At 65.9% G+C, this 22,865-nt stretch carries 23 protein-coding genes; 3 read left to right on the plus strand and 20 right to left on the minus strand.

All coding sequences use genetic code 11. The annotated features are described in order from the left end of the window. Positions 1–54 precede the first annotated feature (54 nt). The 20 genes from CK227_RS26860 to CK227_RS26955 form a co-directional block, all read right to left on the minus strand. Positions 55–1,275, minus strand: coding sequence for an acyl-CoA dehydrogenase family protein (locus tag CK227_RS26860; protein WP_095774984.1), 1,221 nt, complete (start codon positions 1,273–1,275; stop codon positions 55–57). A 28-nt stretch (positions 1,276–1,303) separates the two neighbouring features. Beyond that, positions 1,304–2,092 (minus strand): alpha/beta hydrolase, encoded by a 789-nt coding sequence (locus CK227_RS26865; protein ID WP_095774985.1) that lies wholly within the window; start codon positions 2,090–2,092, stop codon positions 1,304–1,306. Between the two features lie 12 nt (positions 2,093–2,104). Continuing rightward, positions 2,105–3,121: an alcohol dehydrogenase catalytic domain-containing protein gene (locus CK227_RS26870; RefSeq protein WP_095774986.1), complete on the minus strand. Its 1,017-nt coding sequence runs from the start codon at positions 3,119–3,121 to the stop codon at positions 2,105–2,107. A gap of 13 nt (positions 3,122–3,134) precedes the next feature. Further along, positions 3,135–4,160 carry a branched-chain amino acid ABC transporter permease gene (locus tag CK227_RS26875; RefSeq protein ID WP_095774987.1) on the minus strand — a complete coding sequence of 342 codons (1,026 nt, stop codon included), beginning with the start codon at positions 4,158–4,160 and terminating at the stop codon, positions 3,135–3,137. Beyond that, a complete protein-coding gene (locus CK227_RS26880) occupies positions 4,157–5,020 on the minus strand; it encodes a branched-chain amino acid ABC transporter permease (protein ID WP_095774988.1) in 864 nt (287 codons plus the stop codon). Before CK227_RS26880 ends, CK227_RS26875 begins: the two co-directional genes overlap by 4 nt. Next, positions 5,007–5,735 carry an ABC transporter ATP-binding protein gene (locus CK227_RS26885; RefSeq protein ID WP_019859752.1) on the minus strand — a complete coding sequence of 243 codons (729 nt, stop codon included), beginning with the start codon at positions 5,733–5,735 and terminating at the stop codon, positions 5,007–5,009. Before CK227_RS26885 ends, CK227_RS26880 begins: the two co-directional genes overlap by 14 nt. Next, positions 5,732–6,460 carry an ABC transporter ATP-binding protein gene (locus tag CK227_RS26890; RefSeq protein ID WP_095774989.1) on the minus strand — a complete coding sequence of 243 codons (729 nt, stop codon included), beginning with the start codon at positions 6,458–6,460 and terminating at the stop codon, positions 5,732–5,734. Before CK227_RS26890 ends, CK227_RS26885 begins: the two co-directional genes overlap by 4 nt. A gap of 25 nt (positions 6,461–6,485) precedes the next feature. Then, positions 6,486–7,793: an ABC transporter substrate-binding protein gene (locus CK227_RS26895; RefSeq protein ID WP_095774990.1), complete on the minus strand. Its 1,308-nt coding sequence runs from the start codon at positions 7,791–7,793 to the stop codon at positions 6,486–6,488. Positions 7,794–7,859: 66 nt separating this feature from the next. Further along, positions 7,860–8,678: an SDR family NAD(P)-dependent oxidoreductase gene (locus CK227_RS26900; protein WP_095774991.1), complete on the minus strand. Its 819-nt coding sequence runs from the start codon at positions 8,676–8,678 to the stop codon at positions 7,860–7,862. Positions 8,679–8,748: 70 nt separating this feature from the next. After that, complete coding sequence (locus CK227_RS26905; RefSeq protein ID WP_095774992.1) at positions 8,749–9,636, minus strand: intradiol ring-cleavage dioxygenase; 888 nt, start codon at positions 9,634–9,636, stop codon at positions 8,749–8,751. 10 nt (positions 9,637–9,646) lie between these two features. After that, entirely contained in the window at positions 9,647–11,401 is a 1,755-nt protein-coding gene (locus CK227_RS26910) for an FAD-dependent monooxygenase (RefSeq protein ID WP_095774993.1), read from the minus strand. Beyond that, positions 11,401–12,450, minus strand: a complete 1,050-nt coding sequence (locus CK227_RS26915; RefSeq protein WP_095774994.1) for a branched-chain amino acid ABC transporter permease — start codon at positions 12,448–12,450, stop codon at positions 11,401–11,403. The genes CK227_RS26910 and CK227_RS26915 overlap by 1 nt, the downstream gene beginning before the upstream one ends. A 7-nt stretch (positions 12,451–12,457) precedes the next feature. After that, positions 12,458–13,321, minus strand: coding sequence for a branched-chain amino acid ABC transporter permease (locus tag CK227_RS26920; RefSeq protein WP_095774995.1), 864 nt, complete (start codon positions 13,319–13,321; stop codon positions 12,458–12,460). Positions 13,322–13,379: 58 nt separating this feature from the next. Further along, complete coding sequence (locus CK227_RS26925; RefSeq protein ID WP_179296069.1) at positions 13,380–14,087, minus strand: ABC transporter ATP-binding protein; 708 nt, start codon at positions 14,085–14,087, stop codon at positions 13,380–13,382. Then, positions 14,084–14,803, minus strand: coding sequence for an ABC transporter ATP-binding protein (locus CK227_RS26930; protein WP_210202257.1), 720 nt, complete (start codon positions 14,801–14,803; stop codon positions 14,084–14,086). Before CK227_RS26930 ends, CK227_RS26925 begins: the two co-directional genes overlap by 4 nt. 56 nt (positions 14,804–14,859) lie before the next feature. Continuing rightward, a complete protein-coding gene (locus tag CK227_RS26935) occupies positions 14,860–16,134 on the minus strand; it encodes an ABC transporter substrate-binding protein (protein WP_095774997.1) in 1,275 nt (424 codons plus the stop codon). Positions 16,135–16,160: 26 nt separating this feature from the next. Beyond that, the gene (locus CK227_RS26940) at positions 16,161–17,222 is read right to left on the minus strand and encodes a maleylacetate reductase (RefSeq protein ID WP_245318283.1); all 1,062 of its coding nucleotides are present in this window, start codon (positions 17,220–17,222) and stop codon (positions 16,161–16,163) included. Beyond that, the gene (locus CK227_RS26945) at positions 17,222–17,881 is read right to left on the minus strand and encodes a phospholipase (RefSeq protein ID WP_095774999.1); all 660 of its coding nucleotides are present in this window, start codon (positions 17,879–17,881) and stop codon (positions 17,222–17,224) included. Before CK227_RS26945 ends, CK227_RS26940 begins: the two co-directional genes overlap by 1 nt. Continuing rightward, a complete protein-coding gene (locus CK227_RS26950; RefSeq protein ID WP_095775000.1) occupies positions 17,878–18,837 on the minus strand; it encodes a VOC family protein in 960 nt (319 codons plus the stop codon). Before CK227_RS26950 ends, CK227_RS26945 begins: the two co-directional genes overlap by 4 nt. Before the next feature lie 3 nt (positions 18,838–18,840). Continuing rightward, positions 18,841–19,746: a dioxygenase gene (locus CK227_RS26955; RefSeq protein WP_095775001.1), complete on the minus strand. Its 906-nt coding sequence runs from the start codon at positions 19,744–19,746 to the stop codon at positions 18,841–18,843. A gap of 93 nt (positions 19,747–19,839) precedes the next feature. Between CK227_RS26955 and CK227_RS26960 the strand changes: the two genes are divergently transcribed. The 3 genes from CK227_RS26960 (at position 19,840) to CK227_RS26970 (ending at position 22,835) form a co-directional block, all read left to right on the plus strand. After that, the gene (locus tag CK227_RS26960) at positions 19,840–20,790 is read left to right on the plus strand and encodes a LysR family transcriptional regulator (protein ID WP_019859771.1); all 951 of its coding nucleotides are present in this window, start codon (positions 19,840–19,842) and stop codon (positions 20,788–20,790) included. Positions 20,791–21,027: 237 nt separating this feature from the next. After that, complete coding sequence (locus tag CK227_RS26965) at positions 21,028–21,885, plus strand: glycosyltransferase family 2 protein (protein WP_245318272.1); 858 nt, start codon at positions 21,028–21,030, stop codon at positions 21,883–21,885. Next, positions 21,882–22,835: a glycosyltransferase family 4 protein gene (locus tag CK227_RS26970; RefSeq protein WP_095775002.1), complete on the plus strand. Its 954-nt coding sequence runs from the start codon at positions 21,882–21,884 to the stop codon at positions 22,833–22,835. Before CK227_RS26965 ends, CK227_RS26970 begins: the two co-directional genes overlap by 4 nt. The last annotated feature ends 30 nt before the right edge of the window (positions 22,836–22,865 follow it).

Consider the following 22,865-nt stretch of genomic DNA (forward strand, 5'->3'; position numbering starts at 1 on the left):
CTTCTGCTGCGTGGAAAGGCGGCCGGGCGGTGTCCACCCGCCCGGCCCTTCGGACTACTTCTTCTCGATCAGGTCGTAGAACTGCCAGACGCGGTCGCTCCACATGCCGCCGATGTCGCGGCCGGCCGAGGTGACGATCGACGGCGCGATCGTGAAGTGGTTGGCCGCCACCATCATCTCGCGGAAGGTGCGCTGGATCACACCGGCGCGCAGCGACGCACCGCCACCTGCGCGGTAGGCGAAGTTGCAGATATCGACGCCAACTTCGTGAATCTCGGACTTGGCGAGATGCACAAGGCTGATCTGCCGCGTCGACATCCTGTTGCCGGCCTCGACCGTCGCCTCGACGTCGCGCCAGGTTTCGAAGACAAAGGCGCGGGCGGCACGATAGCGGGCCTCGGCGCGGCCATAGTCGTGCCAGAACTTCTCGCTCTCGCCGATCAGCCCGGCGCGGCCCGACTTCGAGCGGGCGAATTTGGCGATCTCGTCCAGCATCCGCCGGCCGGCACCGAGAGCCCAGCCGGTATGGCCGATGGCGGCGAGGCCCACGACACCGAGGCTGAAGAACTCCTTCTGGCGCAGCGGCGGCGCGGTCAGGATCGGGAAGACGAGATCGTCGGCGATGAAGACCTCCTCGGCCGCATAGTCGATGGAGCCGGTGCCGCCGAGGCCCAGCACGTCCCAATTGCCGAGCTGCTTGTGCTCGGAAATCGGCGCATGCGCACACATGACGATGACATTGCCGTTCTCGTCCTTGGCGGGCTTGCCGGTGCCGTCATCGACGAAGGCGGCGCTGTGGCTGTAGGTGGCGTGGCTGAAACCGCTGCCATAGCTCCACTTGCCGTTCAGCCGATAGCCGCCGTCGACCTTCTTCAGCATGCCCAGCGGCGCGCCCTGCCCCGAGAAACGGTTGTCGGTGCCCGGCGCGAAAAGCCGCGCGACCGCGCTGTCCGGCAGGAAGGCCGCCGACATCGCGCCGATGCAGCAATGCACCATCGAAACCCAGCCCGCCGATCCCGAATGCCAGGTGATCGCCTCGATCAGCTCAAGGCCCTGCGTGGGTGGCAACTGCGCGCCGCCAAGGCTCTCGGCGGCGAAGATATGCGACATGCGCAGCGGCTTCAGCGCCTCGAACGTAGCCTGGGTCAGTTCGCCGCTCTCCTCGTCGGCGGCGGCATTGGCTTCCAGGATCGGCCCGATCTCGGCGATCTTCTCCAGCAGGTCGCGATGGTCGACGGTCGTTCCCCATGAGCCATGCTTGATGGGTTTGTTCATCGTTTTCTCCTCCTTGTTTGAGTTGTGATCAGCCGGCGAGGAAGTCGCCGATCTTGTTCAGCGTTTCTGGTTTTTCCTGCATGACGAAATGGCCGGCATCCTCGACCAGGATCAGGCGTGCATCCGGGAGCGCCTCGACGAAGAGTGGCGCCTGGCTGGCCGGCAGCAGACGGTCCTTGGTGCCCCAGACGACCAGTGCCGGATTGGTGATGCGCGCCAGGAAGCGGCGCAGATTGGGGTGGCCCATGCCGAATGGCGCCAGCAGGCGGCCCAGCGTCCCGCCTTCGCGGGCGCGGTCGGCGCCGAAGGCCTCCGCAAAGGCCGGGTCGGAGCCGTCGGGGAAATAGCGCAACGCCACCGAGACGTCATGCGACAGAAAGGCCGGCAGTTCCTGCGGCGCGACCGCGCCCAGATCGGTGGCCGGGTGCGCGGGATCGTTGAGCCCTGCCGGCGCGACCAGCACCACCTTGTCGAAGCGCTCGCGGGCAAGGCCGGCCAGCTCCGTCGCCATCCAGCCGCCCATGGAAAAGCCGATGAGATGAGGTTTTTCCGACAGTTTCAGGGCATCGAGCAGGTTCAGATAGTGTAGAACCATGTCGGACATCCCAGCCACATGCGGCGCGGCACCCGAAAAGCCGAAGCCCGGATGGCTGGGGCACAGAACGCGGAACCGGTCGGCGAGACCTGCTGCAAAGTCGAAACCTTCCAGCGTCGAGGCGCCGTGCAGGAACAGCACGGGCTTGCCCTTGCCGATGGCCTTCACCACCGTTTTTATGCCGCCGACATCGTAGTCGAGCGTTTCGAACTGAACGGTCATTCTTATTCCTCCTCAGACAAGGTCGGGCTGGATCAGCACTTTGCACTGCGTGGTACGGCGGCGAAGGCTCTCGAAAACCTGCGGAACCGGCGAGAGGTCGATCCGATCGGTGATCAGCGCCTGCGGCGCGAAAGGTCCGCCGCGCAGCGCATCGAGGGCGACGCCGAACTCGTTGCGCTGATGGAAGAAGACCGAGAACAGCAGGTTTACTTCCTTGGTCAGCGCGACGAACGGGTCCCATTCGTCGCCGCCGATGCACAGCCCGACGCCGACCACCGTGCCCTGCAGCCGGACCGCCTTGACCGCCGCGTCGATGAGACCGCGCTTGCCGACGCATTCGAAGACGATATCGGGCGCACCGCCGCAGAGATCGGCAAGGTTCTCGGCCAGCCTGTTGCCCGATAGCGCGAACCCGGTCGCGCCAAGCGCCAGCGCGCGGTCGCGCTGATGGCTGTGGATATCGGCCACGACCACGCACGACGCCCCCATCCGCCGCGCCCAGAAGGCGACGAGCAGGCCGATCGGTCCGGCACCCAGGATCACGACCCGGTCTCCCGGTTTCATGCCCGAGCGCACGATGCAGTGCAGCGCGACCGAGAGCGGCTCGGCCAGCGCGCCGTCCTCCAGTGCCACCTCTTCGGGCAAGACATGGCACTGGCGCGCGGTGACGGCCGCGTATTGCGCATAGCCGCCACCAATCAGCACCATGTCGGGGCAGCGGCCTGGATCGCCGCGCCTGCAGGCCTGGCAGTGCCCGCAGCCGCGCATCGGCACGACGGCGACACGATCACCGACCCCAAGGCCCGCCACGCGTGATCCCAGCGCGATGATGTCACCGGCGAATTCATGACCGAGAACGAAGCCTCCGCCGATGCCGAAAGGCACCGGATCCTCGGTGATGTGCAGGTCGCTGCCGCAGATGCCGCAAGCGGCGACACGCAGGACGACCTCGTCGGGCGCCGGCGTCGGGTCCGGCACCGTGCCGACGCGCAGCGGACTGCCGACCGTATCAAAGATGGCTGCTTTCATAAGAACCTCCCTCTCAGCGGTCCGGATCGACGAGCTTGCGTCGGATCGGGAACCATGGCGCATCCCACCGTTTCGAGATCAGGCCCCAAATGCCCGTGCGGGCGTAGAGCGCCACCAGCAGCGTCATCAGGCCGAGGACGACGAAATAGGTTGCGCCGTATTCACCGAACCAGCGGTCGGCGATGAAGAAGATCAGGGATCCGATCAGAACGCCCTCGATGGAGCCGATCCCGCCGACCATGACGATGAAGATCGCCACATTCGCCCACATCGGGTCGAAGGCCGAACCCGGCGTGATCCGCAGCTGCGCCATGAAATAGATCGCGCCCGCAAGGCCGCAGCCGACCGCCGACGCGACATAGACCAGGAAGCGCAGCTTTGCGACATTCACGCCCTGGCTGGCTGCCGCAACCGGATTGTCGCGCATGGCGATCAGCGCAAGGCCGAAGCGCGAGCGAAGCAGCCAGTAGCTGCCGCCGAGCGTGACCAGCAGCATGCCGGCGCAGAGCAGCGACATGGCGACATTGCGCTCGAAGGCCGAATAATCCTTCATCACGCGCAGCGACATGCCCGCGCCGGAATTGACCAACGGCATGTTCGAGGCCGTCAGCCGGAAGACCTCGGCCACCACCCATGTGCCGATCGAGAAATACGGTCCGTCCAGGCGATGAAGCAAAAGGTAGATCGGCACGGCAAGTGCGGCCGGCACCAGCAGTGACAGGAAGACCGCCGCGAACGGATTGATGCCGTAAGTCTGCGCCAACACGAAAAGCGCATAGCCGGCCGCGCCCATGAAGGCGTGCTGGCCCACCGAGACAAGGCCGGCATAGCCGGCGAGCAGGTTCCACATCTGCGCGACGGCGATGTAGCAGCACAGCACCAGGATCGAGCGGATCGTGCCGGTCGAGGCCCACCACGGCATGGCCGCGACTGCGATCATCGCCAGCACCGCCAGCGTCATCGCGACGCGGCCGGAGCGGGTCTGGCGCTGCACCAGGACTTCGGGCGCCTCGGTTTCCACATAGGGGATCGCACTCATGACAATGCCTTTCCGAACAGGCCCTGGGGGCGGGTCGCCAGCACGATCAGGAAGACGATGTGTCCGGCGAGCACGCCAAAGCCCGGATCGATGCGGAAACCAATGGCCTGCGAGATGCCGAGGACCATCGAGCCGACGAAGGCGCCCCATACCGTACCCATGCCGCCGATGATCACCGCCTCGAACGCGTAGATCAGCTGGGCCGGTCCATCGGCCGGCGCGACGGTCGACCGCAGCGCCTGGAAGACGGCGGCAAAGCCCAGGATGCCGACCGCCGCCGCCGTCGCCATCGCATAGACGGCGCGCGGGTTGATGCCGGTCATCGCCGCCGCCTCGACATCGGCCGACGCGGCGCGCAGCGCCCGGCCGAAGCGCGTGCGCTTCAATGTCAGATCGAGGCCCCAGGTCAGGCCCGTGGCGACCGCCAGCACGATCAGCGGCAGCAGGCCGACATAGACGCTGCCGATCTCGATGGATTGGCTCTCGATCCCATGTCCGGGCAGCGACCGGCTGTTCGCAGACCAGATCTGCAGCATCAGGTTCTGCAGCGCGATCGACAGTCCGAAGGTCGCGATCAGCGAAGGCAGCGGGTCGCTGCCCACCACCCGGTTCAGCACGGCCTTCTGCAGCACCCAGCCCATAAGCACCGCGAGCGGCACCAACACGATCAGCACAGGCAGCGGTCCCAGGCCCCAGGCCGTAGCCATCGAGATGCCGATCAGCGACAGAAGTATCACCAGATCGCCATGGCTGATGTTGACGATGCGCATGACGCCGAACATCAGCGCCATGCCGAGCGCATACTGGGCATACATGCCGCCCAGCAGGATCCCCTGCACCAAGGCGTCAAACCACTCCATGGCCCGCTCCAAAATAGGCTTTGCCGATCTGCTCGCGCGTGATTTCGGCCGACCTGCCGGTCAGGGTCACGCGCCCCTCCAGCATGCAGTAGAGACGGTCCGAGGCGCTCCGGGCGAGGCCGACATCCTGTTCGACCACGATCATCGCCGTCCCGGTGGCACGGATTTCGGGCAAGGCGGCATAGATCTCGCGGATCACCTTGGGCGCAAGGCCGAGGCTGATCTCGTCGCAAAGCAGCACGCGCGGCTGGCACAGCAGCGCGCGGCCGATGGCCACCATCTGCTGCTGCCCGCCCGAGAGGCTCTGCACCTGCGTGCGGGCCTTCTCCTTGAGGATCGGGAACAGCTGGTGCAGCCGTGGCAGCGTCCATCCGCCCTTGGCGCCCATGCGCGCGGCCTGGTCGATGGCGACGCGCAGATTGTCCTCGACCGACATGCCGGTGAACAGGCGGCGGCCCTCCGGCACGATGGCGACGCCCTTCTGCACCATGCGGTCGGTCGCGGTACCACCGACAGGGTCGCCGTGCAGCCGCACCATCTCGCGCCCAACCGGGAGCAGGCCCATGATCGAACGCAGGAGGGTGGACTTGCCTGCCCCGTTGGCGCCGATCAGGGCCACGGCCTCACCCTGGTGCAGCTCGATGTCGATGCCGTAGAGCGCCTGGAAATCGCCATAGCGGGCCAGCAGCCCGTGGGTGGAAAGAACGGCCGTCATGCCTCGATCCCCATATAGACGCGCTGGACCTCGGGCAGCGCGATCACTTCGGCGGGCACGCCTTCGGCGATCTTCTCGCCGAAGTTCAGCACCAACAGCCGGTCCGCCACCGCCAGCAGCGCGTGCAGCACGTGCTCGATCCAGACGATGGTGATGCCGCGGTCGCGGATGCGGCGCACCAGCGCCACCAGCGCTTTCGATTCATCGTCGGTCAGCCCGCCCGCGATCTCGTCCAGCAGCAGCAGCTTCGGATCCGACGCCAGCGCGCGCGCCAGTTCCAGCCGCTTGCGGTCGAGCAGCGTCAGGGCGCCGGCCGAGACATTGGCCTTGTCGGAAAGCTCGCAATCGCGCAGCACCTGGGCGCAGAAAGCATAGCTTTGCTTCTCCGACCGGCCGCCGCCGAACGCGGCGGCGACCAGCAGGTTCTCGAAGGTGGTCATGCCGGAATAAGGACGCGGGATCTGATAGGTCCGTCCGATTCCCATCTGGCAGCGACGGAAGGGCGGCTCGCCGCGCAGCGCCGTGTCGCCGAGCTGGATCTCGCCGCCGGATGCCTTCAAATCGCCGCTGATCATGTTGAACAGCGTCGTCTTGCCCGCCCCGTTCGGGCCGAGGATGCCCAGTACCTCGCCCCGATGCACGTCGAAACTCACCTCATGCAGGACGCGGACGGCGCCGAAGGACTTCGACACGCCGCGCGCCGTCAGCAGGATTGCCCTATCCATGGATCCGTCCGCGTCCCTGCTCATGTCACCAGGCGATCGGCTTGATCGCCTGTTGGGGCGCGAAGAGCTGATTGACCGTGTTGTCGACGATCTTCAGGTCGTAGGGCCATTTCTCGCCCTTCACCCACTGGCCGCCGAAGATCGGCGTCTTGCAGATGTTCTTGTGCGGCGAACCGTCGAACTTGATGTGGCCGACCAGCGTCTGCAGATCGGTGGCGACCAGCGCGTCGCGGTTGGCCTGGCGGTCGAGCGGATTGGAGGAGCGCTTCAATATGTCGAGCGCGACCTCGAGCAAGGCATGCGAATAGCCCAGCGGCTGCGTCCACTGCCGCTTCGCGTCGGCTTCCCACTGGTCGGCGATGTCGCGGCTGACCTGCCCGGTCAGCGACGACTTGAACGGGAAGGCCGGCGTCCACCAGACCTCGGAGGACATGCCGGCGCCGAGCGGACCCATCGCCTCGACGCCGCCTGGGAACAGCAGCGCCGCTGCCACCGTGACCGCCTTCGGCTTGAAGCCCTGCTGGTTGCACTGGGTGACGAAGGTCTTCAAATCGTCCGGATAGGTGATGCCGCCGATGATGTCACAACCCTGCTTCTTGAATTCGGATATCTGGGCGGAGAAATCATTGGTGCGCGGCTGGAAGTAGCCGGGCACGACGACGTCGTAGCCGGCCTTGCGGGTCGGCGCCGGCAGGCCGTATTCGTCATTGCCCCAGGTCTCGCCGTCGATGTTCTGGGGAAACAGCATCCCGACCTTCTTGTTGGTCTCCAGATGGTTCCAGAGCCCGACGAAGGTGTTCAGCGCTTCGTCGAGACCCCAGAAGAAATGGTAGGTCCAGTCGAAGGTCTGCTTGCCGCCGCCGCGCGGCATGATCACCGCCTGCCAGGGCGCGCCCGAGGAGATGCACGGCGTCTCATAGAGTTCCGACTGTTCGGCCGCGGGCAGGATCGTGTCGGTGGTCGAAGCCGGAACGAGCAGGTGCACCTCGTCGTTCAGGATGAGGTTGCCGGCGATTTCCGATGCCTTGTTCGGATTGGACTGGCTGTCGCGATCGAGGATCTCGATCTCGTAGGTATTGCCGTTGGCGCATTGCAGCTGGCCGCCGAGCAGGGCGCGGATCTTCTGCAAGGTGTAGCCGTCCGTCTCGCCGAAGAGGGCGAGCGGACCGGTGGTGGGGCTGAGATAGCCAAGCTTGATCTTGCCAGCGGTCGCGGCGCGCACATAGCGCGGCATGGCCAGCGTACTGGCGGCCGCAACACCGGCCCCAATCCCCTTCAGCACGGTCCGGCGGCTGGGCAAACCCGATTTCACGAGTCTGTTGTGGTAGGTCATGTTATTTCCTCCCTGGGTTAAGCCGGCCCGTCCCCTCGACGAGACCGGCGTCAGTTCAAAGCTCCTTCAAGTCATGCGCAGCAGCGAGCCGCCATCGATGACGATCAGCGAGCCGGTGACGTAGGACGCGGCGGGCGACGCCAGGTAGAGCGCCAGCCCCTTGATCTCCTCCGGATCGCCGATGCGGCCGACGAGCGACTGGGCCTCGAAGGCCTGGCGGTCGGCCGGATTGCGCAGCCGGCCACCGGCGATGTTGGTGATGAACGGGCCGGGCAGAATGGCGTTGATGCGGATGTTGTAGGCGCCGAGTTCCATCGCCATATGGCGCACGAGATGGTTCACCGCGGCCTTGGCGGGCATGTAGGGCGTGCCCACGATGCTCTCGTTGATCAGCGAGGCGATGGACGACGTGACGATGATCTGGCCCCCGCCATTCGGCTTCATGTGCCGGACGGCATGCTTGATGGTGGTGTAGACCGAGGTCAGGTTGATCTCGATCACCTTGTCCCAGTGCTCGTCGGGCAGGTTCTCGATGGCGCCCTCGGGGTTCCTCTCGCCCGTCGGGGTATTGAAGCCCGGTCCGGCGTCGATCCCGGCATTGGCGAACACGACATCGATCGAGCCCGCCTTGTCAGCCACCTTGTCGAAGGCTTGGGCCATCGCCGCGCGGTCGCCGACATCGACGACCTGGCCCCAGACATCGCCGCCCGCGGCCCTGATCGCGGCGACGGTCTTGTCCAGCCCGGCGGGGTTCAGGTCGAAGATGCAGACCTTCGCGCCATGCTCGGCCATGATCTCTGCATAGGCCTGGCCGATGCCGCTGGCGCCGCCGGTGACGATCACCGACTTGCCTCTGACATCGAACATCTTCTGAAGTGCGGCCATCAGTTTCCTCCCATTTTTGCGCGTTACCGACCTGCGTGCGGGCGCCTTCGCGGCACCCACGGCGCGGGGGTCACTTCTGCTTTCGCGAAAGCACGAAATCGAACTCGACGTCGTAGAACGGCGCGGCAACCTTGGCCTTCGCCGCGGCCTCGGCGTCTTCGACCTTGCGGAATTCGGCGAGCAGGCTCTGCTTCACGCCGAAGACGGCGTCCGTATCGATATACGGGTCGTCCGGATCGAAGATGTGCGTGGTCAGCGCGTCGAAACCCTCGGCCTCGACGATGTAGTGGAGATGCGCCGGGCGATAGGGGTGGCGCCCCAGCGCGCCGAGCAGCTTGCCGACCGGCCCGTCATCCGGGATCGGGTAGTATTTGGGCTTCGCGCCGCGGAACCAGTAGCGTCCGTCCGCACCGGTGCGGAAGACGCCGCGCAGGTTGAAGTCGGGCTGGATGCCCTTCTGCTGCACATCGTAGAAGCCCTCGTCATTGGCCTGCCAGACATCGATCTTGGCGCCAGCGATCGGGTTGCCCTCGGTGTCGAGGATGCGGCCATGCACGAACATCGGCTCGCCCTTCTGGTCGAGGCAGATGTTCGAGCCCATCGGCAGTTCGGGCGCGTCGGCGACGTGGAATGGCCCCAGCACGGTGGATTCCGAGGCGCCGGACGGCTTGCGGTTGTTGATCGCATCGACCAGCATCGAGACGCCGAGGATATCCGACAGCAGGATGTACTCCTGCCGCCACTCGTTGCAGATCTGGCCCGTCCGCGTCAGGAACATGATCGCCTCGAACCATTCCTCCTGCGTCGGCTCGATCTCCTTCACCGCCTCGTGCAGCTTGCGGGTGATGACCTCCATGACCTGGCCGAGCCGCTGGTCCTTGGCGTTCTTGTTGCGCGCCACGACGACTTCGGCCGAGTTGGCTTCAGTGAAATAGCCGTGTTCGTGTTCGTCGGTCATGGGATCCTCCTCAGCGCGCCAGAACGGATTTGAAGACGCGGCGCAGCTCGGTCGCCGGATCGGCCGCCAGCGTTTCGGAACGCCAGGCGACGTGATGGTCGGGGCGCACCACCAGGCAGCCGGAGTCGCGGATTTCGCGTGCGCGCGCCCAGTCGCCGGTATGGTCCTCGATCGGGCGGCGCGGGCCGATCACATGGGTGCGGATCGGCAGACCGAGTTCCGCGGCGACCGTCTCCGCGGCGGCGAGCCACGCCTCGCCGCCAATGCCGGTCAACAGCGTGAACTCGCCATGTCCGCAAAGGTCGAGTGTCGAGACCTTCCTGCCCGCGCGCTCGAACACCCAGACATGCGGCAGCCGCGCGCCGGGCCAGGTCGTGGGCGCATAGTGCAGCTCGCGATCCTTCTCGAAAGCCGGCTCGGGGTGGCCGTCGGTCACCACGGCGCCCGACGCATAGCGATGGTTCATCTCGACGCCGTGGGCGTCGAACTCGTATTTCTTGAAGGCGATGGCCTTGCGCAGCGCCTCGCGCTGCGCTTCGGCCGCCGGGCTAGCGTCGGCGCGGGCCTCCATGTTCCTCTGGATCTTGTCGTGATCCACGCCTCCATCCATGCCGAGCGCCTCGAAGATCGGGCCGAACTCGGCGATCGACTGGTTCGCGCGCGTCACGATCTGGCGCGCAATCGGCGCTCGCTCGGCCGAGTAGCTGTCCAGCAGCCCGATCCCCGCCTGCCCCTTGACGACCTTGGCGAGTTTCCAGGCGAGGTTGAACCCGTCCTGGATCGACGTGTTGGAGCCAAGCCCGTTCGAGGGCGGATGCCGGTGCGCGGCGTCGCCCATGATGAACACCCGCCCCTTCTGCATGTGCGTGGCGAAGCAGTTGTTCACGGTCCAGGTGTTGGCGCCCAGGAGCTCGATCTCGAGCTCGGGATCTCCGACCAGCTGGCGCGCGACGCCGGTTGCCAGTTCGGGCGTCACATCGGGCGGCGGCTGGTTGATGTCGTAGCCCCAGACGATGAGCCACTCGTTCCACGGCCGCACCATGCGAACGAGACCCATGCCGATCCCGCCGACATCGGCACCGGGCTGCATGACCCAGTAGAGGACGCTTGGCCGGTGCGCGACGTATTTCGAAAGATCGGCCCGGAACAGGATGTTCATCGACCCGCCGACGCCCATCTTGCCCTCGAAAGGCAGGCCCAGATGCTCGGCCACCAGCGAGTTGCCGCCATCGGCGCCGGCGAGGAACTTCGACCGCACGGTGAAGTCCCTGCCCGATAGCCTGTCGCGGCAGGTCGTGGTGACGCCGTCCGCATCTTGGACATGGCTGACATATTCGGTGCTCATGCGCGCCTGCGTGCCGCGCGCGCACGCCGTCTTGAACAGGATCGGCTCCATGAAGGTCTGGGGCAGATCGTTCATGAAGGACGGCGACGACTGGAGATGTTCAGCCTTGGAGAGCGGGTCGGTGCCCCAGCTTTTCATCCGGCCAAGCTCTTCGCCGGCCAGGCTTTCGCAGAACACGTTCTCGCCCATCAGCTCCTGCGGCGAGGCGTGCATCACGGCCTCGGCCTCGACCTCCGGCCCGAGGTCGCGCAGCACTTCCATGGTGCGCTGGTTGGTGATGTGGGCACGCGGCGTATTCGACAGCCAGCGGTAGCGGTTCACGACCATGTTGGCGACGCCGGAGCTGGCGAGAAGTGCCGCCGTGGCCGAGCCGGCCGGGCCCGTGCCCACGATCAGCACGTCGGTTTCGATATCCGCCATCAAATTCCTCCCTCGATCTTCGGACCGGCCAGCCTGCGGCGGACCGGAAACAGGTGCAGGTCGGTGCGGGCCGAAATCAGCCCCCACAGCCCCTTCGGTGCGAACAGCATCACCGCGATGGCGGCGAGGCCGAGTGTCATCAGGTACCAGCTGCCGTAGTCGGCCAGCGCTGAACGCAGCGCAAAGAACACCAGCACCCCGACGATGGGTCCCTCGATGGTGCCGATGCCGCCGATGACGACGATGAAGATGACATAGGCCGTCCAGTCGGTGACGGCGAAGGCCGCCTCCGGCGAGATGCGGGCCGTCTGCACGAAGATCAGCGCGCCGGTCAGTCCGGTGGCGGCCGCGGCGATTAGAAACACCGCCCATTTGAGCCGCCCGACATCGACGCCGACCGCCTGGGCCGCATCGACATTGTCGCGCACGGCCGCCAGCGCCAGCCCGAGGCGACTGCGCAGCAGCCAGTAGATGCAGCCGGTGACGGCCACGGCCAGCGCCAGCGCCAGCCAATAGGCGAGAATGTCGCGGGCGGCCGCCTCGCGCACGCCGAACAGCGTCCGGATCGCATCCGTGCCCATGATGTTGCTGGTCGCCTCGCGTGGCAGCGAGGTGCCGGTGCCGCCGCCGAGCGCCTTCCATTGCGCGATCAGCAGCCGCGTCACCTCGGCGATCACCCAGGTGCCGATGGCGAAGTAAGCACCCTGCAGGCGGAAGGCGAAGAAGGCCGTGGGAACGGCCAGAGCCAGCGCCGCAAGGCCGCCCAGCAGGATCGCGGCAACCGGGTTCCAGCCGAGCAGGATCACCCCAGCGAACATCGCATAGGCGCCGATGCCGACGAATGCCTGCTGACCCACCGAGACGAGACCGCCATAGCCCGCCAGCAGGTTCCAGATCTGCGCCAGCGTCAGCATGGTGAGAATGAAGAACAGGTCCTGTATGACACCGCGCGAGGTCACGGCGGGCAAGGCGAGCCCGGCCACGACGAGAACGATCACGGCGATCTCCGTGGCAGTTCCGGCGCGGGTGCGGGTTGTCAGCCGATACATGCCGCCCTCAATCCACTGCGCGCGGGAACAGGCCCCGCGGCTTGAGCAGCATCACGGCCAGAAAGGCGATGTGGCCCGCCAGAATCTGCCATTCCGGATTCACCGCCGCGCCGGCCGTCTGGGCCACGCCGATGATGATCCCGCCCGCAAGCGTTCCCCACAGGCTGCCGAGGCCGCCGATGATCACCGCCTCGAAGGCATAGATCAGCCGCGCCGGCCCGATCGAGGGATCGAAGTTCGCCCGCATGCCGAGATAGAGCGCCGCCAGCGTCACCACGACCATCGCGATCCCGGTGGCGATGGCGAACACCCGTTTCGGCTCGATCCCCATCAGGCCCGCCGTCACGGCGTCGTCCGAGGTGGCGCGGAAGGCACGGCCGAGGGCGGTGTGATAGAAGAGCCCGTTCAAGGCCACGATGGCGCAGATCGCGGACGCAAAGGTCATCAGCGGCATCACGCCCACCGTGACCAGCCCGAGATCGAGCGAGGCCCCCTCCAGCGCGCCTGCCGGAATGCGCCGGCTGTCTGCGGAAAAGGCTTCGAGCAGCCCATTCTGCAGAGCAACCGACAGGCCGAAGGTGACGAGAAGCGGCGGCAGGATATCCTTGCCAAGCACCCGGTTCAGCACGGCGGCCTGCAGCAGCCAGCCAAGCATGAACATCACCGGCATGGCGATGAGCGCGGCGACCCAGGGCGACAGGCCAAGCAGCGTGACGCCCATCAGCACCAGATAGGCGGCAAAGACGATAAGGTCGCCATGGGCGAGGTTCACCAGCCGCATGATGCCGAAGACCAGGCTCAGCCCCGCCGCGAACAGCGCATAGAGCCCGCCCAGCAGCATTCCCTGCACGAGGGTGTCCAGCCAGATCATCGCCGCGCCCCCGTCATCAGGCGGCGGGAAAATTGCGCGGGCATGCAGGGCTGCCTCGTCATGCCGCCACTCCGAAATAGGCGGAATGGATTTCTTCGCGCGTGACATCGGCCGCCTTGGCGACCAGCGTCACCCGGCCCTCCATCATGCAGTAGACGCGGTCGGCCACCGCCAGCGCCTTGCCAATGTCCTGCTCCACCAGCACGATCGCGGCGCCGCTTTCGCGGACTTTGGGCAGTGCTGCGTAGATGTCGCGGATGACGACGGGCGCGAGGCCGAGGCTGATCTCGTCGCACAGCAGCAATTCAGGATTGGACATCAGCGCCCGGCCGATCGCGACCATCTGCTGCTGGCCGCCCGAGAGCGCCGTGCCGGGGTTTTTGCGCCGCTCGCGCAGGATCGGGAAGAGGTCGTAGACCGACTCCAGGCTCCACGGCCCCGGCGCCTTGCGCGCCTGCCCGCCGATCAGCAGGTTTTCCTCGACACTCAGCGAGGCAAAGAGCCGGCGCCCTTCCGGCACCATGGCGATGCCGCGCTTCATGATCTCGGCCGAGGACAGCGCGCCGATAGGCTCGCCCCGGTGCAGAACCATGGCGGCCTCGTTGCGGATCACGCCCGTGATCGAGCGCATCAGCGTGGACTTTCCCGCGCCGTTGGCGCCGATGATCGCCACGCACTCGCCCGCCGCCACGGAGATATCCAGGCCGAACAGCGCCCGGAACTGGCCGTAATTCGCGGTGAGGGCGCGCGTCTCCAGCAGCATCAGACCTCGAGCCCCAGATAGATTTCGCGAACCTGCTGCGAGACCATGATCGCGTCCGGCGCGCCGATCCCGATCACGCGCCCGAAATCCAGCACGAGAAGCCGCTCGACCACCGACGTCAAAGCATGCAGCACATGCTCGATCCAGATGATCGTGGTTCCCTTGGCGTGGATGGCCTTGATCGTCGCGACCAGCGCCTTGCATTCGCCCTCGGTCAGCCCGCCCGCGATCTCGTCCAGAAGCAGCAGCTCGGGTCCCGTCGCCAGGGCGCGGGCGAGCTCCAAGCGCTTGCGGTCGAGAAGGCTCAGCGATCCGGCCAGCACATTGGCCTTCCTGAGAAGTTCGGTCTCTTCGAGGATACGCGCGCAATCGTCGACCATCTCGGCCTCGCGGCCGCCCCGGCCGAACGCGGCTGCGGTCAAGAGGTTCTCGAACACGCTCAGCCCCTCGAAGGGCTGCGGGATCTGGAAGCTGCGGCCGACACCCATGCGCACCCGATCCATGGCCGGGGCGCGGGTTACGTCGCGGCCGAGGAGTTCGATGCGGCCCTCATTGGCGAGCAGATTGCCGGTGATCAGGTTGAAGAGCGTCGACTTCCCCGCCCCGTTCGGGCCGATGATGCCCAACGCCTCGCCGCGCCGCACCGAGACGGTCACGCCATCGGTAACCTTCAAGGCCCCGAAGGACTTCGAGACGTTTTCCAGCCTGAGTATCATCACTGTCATCCTCGGGTCGCGCCGAACGAGGGCGACGGCATCCGCCGCCCTCGGCGGCGTCAGGCCAGGGCTTCCATCTTGCCTGCGGTCGGAATCTCGGACGCGGTGGCGTTTTCGACGATCACCAGATCGAAGCCGCCGCTTGCCTTCTTGCGCCACTGGCCGCCGACGAGCGGCGTCTTGCAGACGTTCTTCGCCGCGAAAGGCGGCAGCCCAGCGCCGCCCCAGGCCACCTTGCCGACCACGGTCGTCATGTCGGTGGCCGCGATCGCCGCCGCGATCGCCTCGGCATTCGACGGATCCGAAACGCGACCCATGACATTGGCCGCCACCTCGAACAGCGAATGGACGAAGCCGATCGGCTGGGTCCACGGGCGCCCGGTCTTGGCGGTGAAATCCGCCGCCAGGTCCGCTGAACTCTGACCCGTCACCGACGACTTGAACGGATGCGAGGCCGACCACCACACCTCGGACGAGAGGTTGTGGCCGGCGTCGCCGAGCGTCTCGACCGATTGCGGGAAGAGGATCGCCTTGGCCACCGTCACCGCCTTGGGCTTGAAGCCTTGCTGGCGGGCCTGGTTCCAGAAAGTGGTGAAGTCGGGCGGAATGACCACGCCGGTGACGATCTCGGCATTCGCCGCCTTGAAGGCGTTGACCTGCGCGGTGAAATCGTCCGAGAGGTTCTGATAGCGGCCGGGATCGCTGAGGCTGAAGCCTGCGGCATCGAGGCCGGGCTTCAGCCCGTTCTTGGGGTCGCCCCAGGCATTGCCGTCGGCATCGTTGGGGAACAGCCCGCCCACCTTGCCGTTGGAGGAAAGCTGCTTCCACATGCCCGTGTAGACGGCGATGATGTCTTCGAGGCCCCAGAAATAATGATAGGCGAACTTGAAAGGCTTCCACGACGACGGATCGGCCGGATTGCCCTGTTGGCCAATGAACCAGGGCTGCCACGGCGCCATGGTCGAGATGACCGGCGCGCCCTCCGCCTCGCAGGTGGTGGCGACAGGGTTGGTGTTCTCGGGCGTCGAGCCCACCAGCATCAGGTTGATCTCGTCGTCGACGATCAGGCTCTTCGCCACCTCGGCGGCGCGATTGGGGTTCGACTGGCTGTCCTTGACGATGACGTCGAAATTCTTGCCCGCCTCGGATGCGAGGAAGGCCTTGATGTTGTAGGCATCGCTTTCGGCGAAGCCGGCGAGCGGCCCCGTCTGCGGCGAAACATAGCCCAGGCGAATCTTGGCGCCCTGCGCGAGCGCCGGCGTCGCCAGCCGAGAACCGGCGAGCGCAAGACCTGTCGCCGCCGACGCTTTCAGTAAGCTCCGTCTTGTAATCATCTGCTCTTCCTCCCTCTTGCCTCTTGTCAGCCCCCTGGACGGCGTCCCTCAAACGCCGCCTGGAGGAGTTCCCTTATCGACCCCAAGTCGATTGGCCTCGGATTCGCATAGGCGTTCCTCACCGCGATCGCCGCCGCGCGGTCGAGATCGGCTTGCCCGATGCCGATCTCCTTCAGGCTCAGCGGAGAGCCGACGGAGCGCGCGAAATCCCAGAGCCCGCCGCCCGCCGAGCCACCACCGAAGGCTTCGGCCATCGGCCGCAGCAGATGTGGCACCGCCGCTTCGTTGAAGGCGGTCGTGTAGGGCAGCAGGATGGCGTGGGTTTCGGCATGCGGCGTGTCGAACGAGCCGCCGAAGACATGCGCCAGCTTGTGATGCAGCGCCATCGAGACATAGCCGAGCGCGGTCGAGCAGCACCAGGCCGCGTACAGCGCCTGCGTCCGCGCCGCGCGGTCCTGCGGATTGTCGATCAGCCGCGGAATGCCGTCCCGGAACGCAGCCATGGCATCCCTGCACATCAGCACGATCACCGGATTGCGGTCGGGGGCGTAGAAGGCCTCCATGGCGTGGGCGATCGCATTCATCGCCGAAGTGACGGTGAGACCAACCGGGAGGCTCAGTGTCAGATCGACGTCGTAGATCACCGTCTCGGGACGGATGTCCGGCGAGCGGCGTGTGGTCTTTTCGCCGGCCGCCGTCTCGCCGAGGATGTCGGTCATTTCCGAGCCGGCATAGGTGGTCGGGATCACAACCTGATCGGCGCCGGTGCGCACGGCGATGGCCTTGCCGAGCCCTGTGGTCGAGCCGCCGCCGAGGCTGACCACCGCCGTGGCGCCGCTGGCGCGGAAGGCGTCGACGGCCTTTTCCGTGACCTCGACGGGGGTATGCATGACCGCGCCGGCAAAGACCCCGGCGGCGAGGCCGCCAAGGCTTTGAGCCAGCTTGTCCGCATCGGCCTTCTGATGTGGCGTCGACAGCACCAGCGCCTTGTCATGGCCGAGCCGCCGCACCTCCTCCTCGGCGCGGGCCATCGTGCCGGCACCGAAGATCACCCGCGTCGTGAGCCCGGGAAAGGTGAAACTGTCCATCATCGCGCCGCTCCCATGCGCGCACCCCGGCCGGCCTCCAGGTCGGCGATGATGGTGCCCAGCATCGCAATCTCGGCATCCGAAACCTCGTGGCCCCGGCCGGGGAACAGATCGGCCCGCAGGCTCGCGCCACTGCGGCCCAGCGACTGCGCCGTATCGGCGAAGGCCGAGACCGGAATCCAGGGATCGGAATCGCTGCCGGAAAGATAGACCGGCACGCCGGCCGGCACGGCTTCGGAGCGCCCATCCGCCGGCACACCGACGCGACAGCCCGTGAAGGCGGCAAGCGCGTCCGGCGGCGGCAGCCCGGCGCAGAGATATTCGATCGACAGGCATGCTCCTTGCGAGAAGCCCGCCAGAAGCAGCGGCAGTCCGGGCAATTCCGCCCGCGCCGCCACCACAGCGGCCGCCAAATGGTCGAGCGCGTCGGAAAGGTGCGCGCGGGCGACCGGCGTCAACGGGTCGACGGCGCGCGCCTCCCACCATGTGCCGAGCGGCGCGCGCGGCAGGATGAATGCCACGGCAGGCGCGGAAAGCCGCGACAGCACATGCGACTGCATCTCCTCCGGCGATTGGCCGCGGCCGTGAACGAAGACGCAGATCGCCTTCGCTTGCGCGCCCTTTGGCCCGAGCCGGAGTGGACCGCTGCCTGAACTCACGCGAAATCCGCCTGTTCCAGACCGGCCTGCAATTCGCTCTCGCGGTCCTTGAACCATGGCGGGAAGACCAGCGTCTTGCCGATCTGGCCCGGGGGTTCGTCCTTGGCCCAGCCTTCCGGCGTGGTCCAGGCGAGTTCGAACAGCGCGCCGCCGGGCGAGCGGACATAGCAGGACTTGAAGTAATTGCGGTCCTTCTGCTCCGAGATATCGGTGAAGCCGAGGCCCTCGATATGAGCGCGCAACTTCAACTGGTTCTCTTCGTCGCCCGTGTTGAGGGCGAGGTGGTGGATCGTCCCGCCCGCCAGCGTCCAGGTGCCTTGCGCGCTGTCGCGATCGACGATCACCTCGACCCGCTGATTGACGCCGGTCGCGTCCGGCACGCGGAACACCAGTCCCTCGTGATTGTCCGCCTCCTTCTCCAGCGGCAATGCGACGGTCAGGAAATCGTCCATCGCGGTGCGATCCATCACCGCCACGACGGCGCCGTAGATGCCCTTGATGCCGTGGGCCTTGCCGATGCCCTGCGCCTCGTTGGTGATGGGCGCGCGCGGATCGCTGTCGCTTTCCACCAGCTCATGCGGGATGCCGCAGGGATGCGCCAAAGCCACGCGGTCGGCGCCAAAGCGTGTGATCTTGGTGGCCTTGATGCCGCGCGCGTTCAGCCGGTCCACCCAGAAATCCGCCGCCCCCTTGGGGATGGATTGCATGATGGTGCGCGACTGGTTGGTGCCGCGGCGGCCATAGACGCCCGGCTTGCGGAACGGGAAAGTGGTGATGATCGTCGAAGCATCGCCGTCGGGCGAGCCGTAATAGAGGTGATAGACCGGGATGACGCCGTCGAACAGGACGGTGCGCTTCACCGAATGCAGGCCGAGTGCCTTGGTATAGAAATCAAAATCTTCCTGAGCGCCATCAGTCGACAGCGTCAGATGGTGGTAGCCGCTGACACGGGCCATCGGTCATCTCCTCCCAGAGGTTTCGGTTTCGCCCGGCCGCTGCGGGCAGAGCACGAGATTGAGGTCGAGTGCGTGCTTCCGCTTTCCTCCATGGGGCGGCAGCGCGCGGAACTCGGCCATGAGTTCGGGTTTGACCCCGAAAATGGCATCCCGGCCGATCGCGGGGTCCGACCGGTCGAAGATGTGGGTCGTCAGCGTTTCGAAGCCCGGTGCCGAAACGCGAAAATGGATGTGTGCCGGCCGCTCGAGGCCAAGACCGAGCGCGGACATCAATTGACCGACAGGGCCGTCCGCCGGCAGCGTGTAGCCCTTCGGCTTGACCGTCATGAAGCGGAACCGCCCCTGCGGATCGGCACGGAAGCGTCCGCGCAGGTTGAATTCCGGTTGTCTGTCCGGTTCCTGGTTCTCGTACAGGCCCTCGGCATTGGCCTGCCAGATCTCGACCATAGCATCGCCGATCCCCGCGCCGCCGAGCGCCACGATCCGCCCTGTAACCTCCAGCGGCTCGCCCTTGTGGTCGCGCGAAATGTTCCCGCCGATCGGCATTTCCGGCACATCGGCCCGGTAGAAAGGTCCGGCCAGGGTGTTGGGGGTCGCCCCGGCGGGGCGCGGGCTGTTTTGATCCTCGATCAGCGAGGACACGCCCAGCACATCGGCGAACAGCACCCATTCCTGGCGCCGCGCATCGGCGTAATGGCCTACCTCGGTCAGGAAATCGATCGCCAGCCGGAATTCCTCGCCGGAAGGCCGCAACTCCACTATCAGCGCGTGCAACCCATCCACGGCCGCCTGCGCCGCCGCCGCCAGGCGGGACTGGCCCATCGCCGCCAGGCGCCGCGCGAATTCTTCGGCCTGCGTCGAGATCGCCTTGGGAAATTCATCCCTCTGGGGGTCGTGCTGGCCGTCCATTTCGCCGGGGCCTCCCTTCCCCTTGCCAAACGGGATAACACGGCCCGACGCGATGCTTGATGAGATGTCGCGCCCCTTGTATAGCATTTTGCTATGAAGCTGAATGAGCGCCACCTGATGCAGCTCGCCGCGGTGCTGGATGCAGGCGGCGTGTCGGAAGGAGCCGCCATGCTGGGCCTGACCCAGCCCGCGGTCAGCCGATCGCTGGCCATGCTGGAGGCGCGGGTCGGCGAGCCCCTCTTCCTCAAGGGCCGCCGGCCGCTGCAGCCGACACCGCTCGGTTTCCAGCTGGCGGCGCAAGGGCGCACGATCATCACGGCCTCGCGCAAGGCGTCGGATGCGGTGCAAGGCTTCATGAAAGGCACCAAGGGTGTTGTCCGCGTCGGCGGCGTGCCTTTCTTCATGGATGCCATGATCAGCCGGATGATCGGCGAATTCCAGAAGCTCGAGCCTGAGGTCACCGTCCAGCAAAGCTATATGAACCTGCCCGAGATGGTCGCGGCACTGGAGAGCAACCAGATCGACCTCGGGATCGTGCCGATCGGCGTGCTCGACCTCGGACCCGGCTTCGAATTCACCGAGATCCTGCCCGGACGCAATGTCGTGGCTTGCCGGCCAGACCATCCGCTGCTGCGCAATCGCCGCCTCAGGGCGCATGACCTGACCAGCTTTCCCTGGGTGGCGCCCCTGCCCGGCTCTCCGCTGATGTCGGACCTGCAGATGATCCTGATGAGCATCGGCATGTCGGACCTCAACGTGCGCTATTCGGGCGGCTCGCTGATGAGCGTGATCAACTTCCTCGCCGAAACAGATGCACTGGCCGTGCTGCCATTTTCCGTGGTCTTCGCGCAGCGCAAGGAGAACCGGGTGACGGTGCTCCCCTATGAAATCCCGCAGCCTAGCCGCTCACTGGGCATCCTGCGCCGGGTTGGCGGGCCGCGCTCTCCGGCGGCGGAGCGCTTCGCCGGCCACGTCACGACCGCCTTCGAGAATCTGAAGCACATCATAAAGCGGCACGAGAATGCCGTCATCTGGGGTCGCTAGAGCAATTCACCGTTTCACGGAAACGACGCCGCAAGCGGCCGTCTGGTCTGTTTTCCGAATACGCATATTCCCGAGACTCGCGATCGCGACGGGAACCGCTGTGAGCGGTTGCACTTCGGGTGACGGCGCGTTGGCATGGCGGGTCTGAGTCTTTAGACTTGTCATTTCGGCCAAGTTCAGTATTTGCGCCAGTTGACCGGCCAGCATCCGGAAGCACACAACGAAGGATTGAGGAACTTGGTCGAACTCAACACCAACATTGCGCATGCCGCGCGTGATCGGAAATCCCCGCGAGTCGTCGCAGTCCTTACAACACGCAACGAGGAACGGTTCGTCGCCGGATGTCTCGAGAATCTCTTTCGTCAAGGCGTACAGGTCTACATTTGCGACAATCAGTCGACGGACCGAACGCTGGAGATTGCCCAGCGCTACCGCGGGGCAGGGTTGATAGGATTCGAAAGCATCCCGCACAACGGCTGGTATTGCTGGGAACAGCTTCTTCGTCGCAAAGAGGAACTATTTCAGTCGCTCGAGGCTGACTGGTTCATGCATCTTGACGCTGACGAGATCCATCTTCCGCCGACTTCGTACTCATCGTTGGTCTCCGCCATTGCGGCAGCCGACGCACTTGGCTTCAATGCGATCGAGTCTTCCGAGTTCACGTTCATTCCCACCAGGGAAGCCCCCGACCACGACAATCCCAATTATCAAGACACGCTGCGCACCTACTACCCGTTCCGGCCGTTCTCCCCACACTGCGTCCGTGCGTACAAGAAACAGGACGGCCCCATGGAGATTGCGTGGTCAGGGGGCCATCGCGTGCGCTTCGGGGAGCCGGTGAGGCTCTCCCCCGAGCGTTTTCGCATGAAGCATTATCTGTTCCTGAGCGCGGAGCACGCCGCGCGCAAGTATGGTGGCCGCCGGTTCCTGAGCGAGGAGGTCAATGGTCGTGGTTGGCACGGATGGCGACCCCGCTTGCGACCAGGCGATATCCAACTGCCGGACACTACCCAGGTGCGCACCACTGCGACGGACGATGATCTGGACGAGGCCAATCCATGGTTGGCGCATTGGCTTGAGCGGTACGCCTCGTGAGCGATGGACACCTCCCCCGCATCCTGGCGATCGCGGACCGACCCGGCTGGGCGATCGATAGAAAGACCCAGAATCTCCGGCGCGTGCTGGCAAGGAAGTTCGAGATCGTCGAACGATTTCAGCATGATGTGACTGAGTCCGACGTGAACGCCGCGGATGTCGTGCTCATCTTCTATTGGTTCCAGATCGCGAAGCTGCCTCTGCCGGAATCGGTCCTCGCCCGGCGCTCTGACAGGCTGCTCATCGGGATCTGCAGCCACAGGGAGATGGAGGGCGAATTCCGCGAGCCCGGGCTCGCTATCCTGCAGCGGTTGGCGCGCGCCGTCTTCGTCAACAATCGGCAGCTCGAGCGCGAATACGCTCCTCTATTGCCTATTCCGGTCCACTACACGCCCAATGGAGTCGACACGACATTCTTTTGCCCCCGGCCAGAGCCGCAACCCTATTCTGGCGAGCTCCGCGTCGGATGGGCGGGAAGTCTCGGCAACCATGGTCCGGCACATCGCGGCTTCCACGACGTCATCGAGCCCGCGGTCGCTGCCGTGCCGGGCGTGCGACTGCAGACTGCGATTCGGGAGCAGCACTGGCGCAACCATGACGAAATGCTCGACTTCTACCGGGATCTCGACGTTTATGTCTGCGCCAGTCGCAGCGAAGGCACACCCAATCCTTGCCTGGAGGCGGCGGCGTGCGGTGTCCCCGTGGTGACGACCCGTGTGGGAAACATGCCCGAGCTGATTCGGGATGGCGACAACGGGCTGTTCTTCGATGGAACCGCGGAAGGGCTTGCGAACAAGCTCGCCCTGTTGCGGGACACGCCATCGCTCCGGTCGCGGATGGCCGCCCGCATGATCGAGACGATCCGGGAGTGGGATTGGGGCGTGCAGGCGGAGAACTACGCGCACATGTTTACCTCGTTGCTCACCGCAGCGGAGCGGTCGGGCCGGTGAGACGTGCGGCTTCAGACGTGCCCGGCCAAA

The organism is Mesorhizobium sp. WSM4308, assembly GCF_002294905.1.
Classification (GTDB): Bacteria; Pseudomonadota; Alphaproteobacteria; order Rhizobiales; family Rhizobiaceae; genus Mesorhizobium.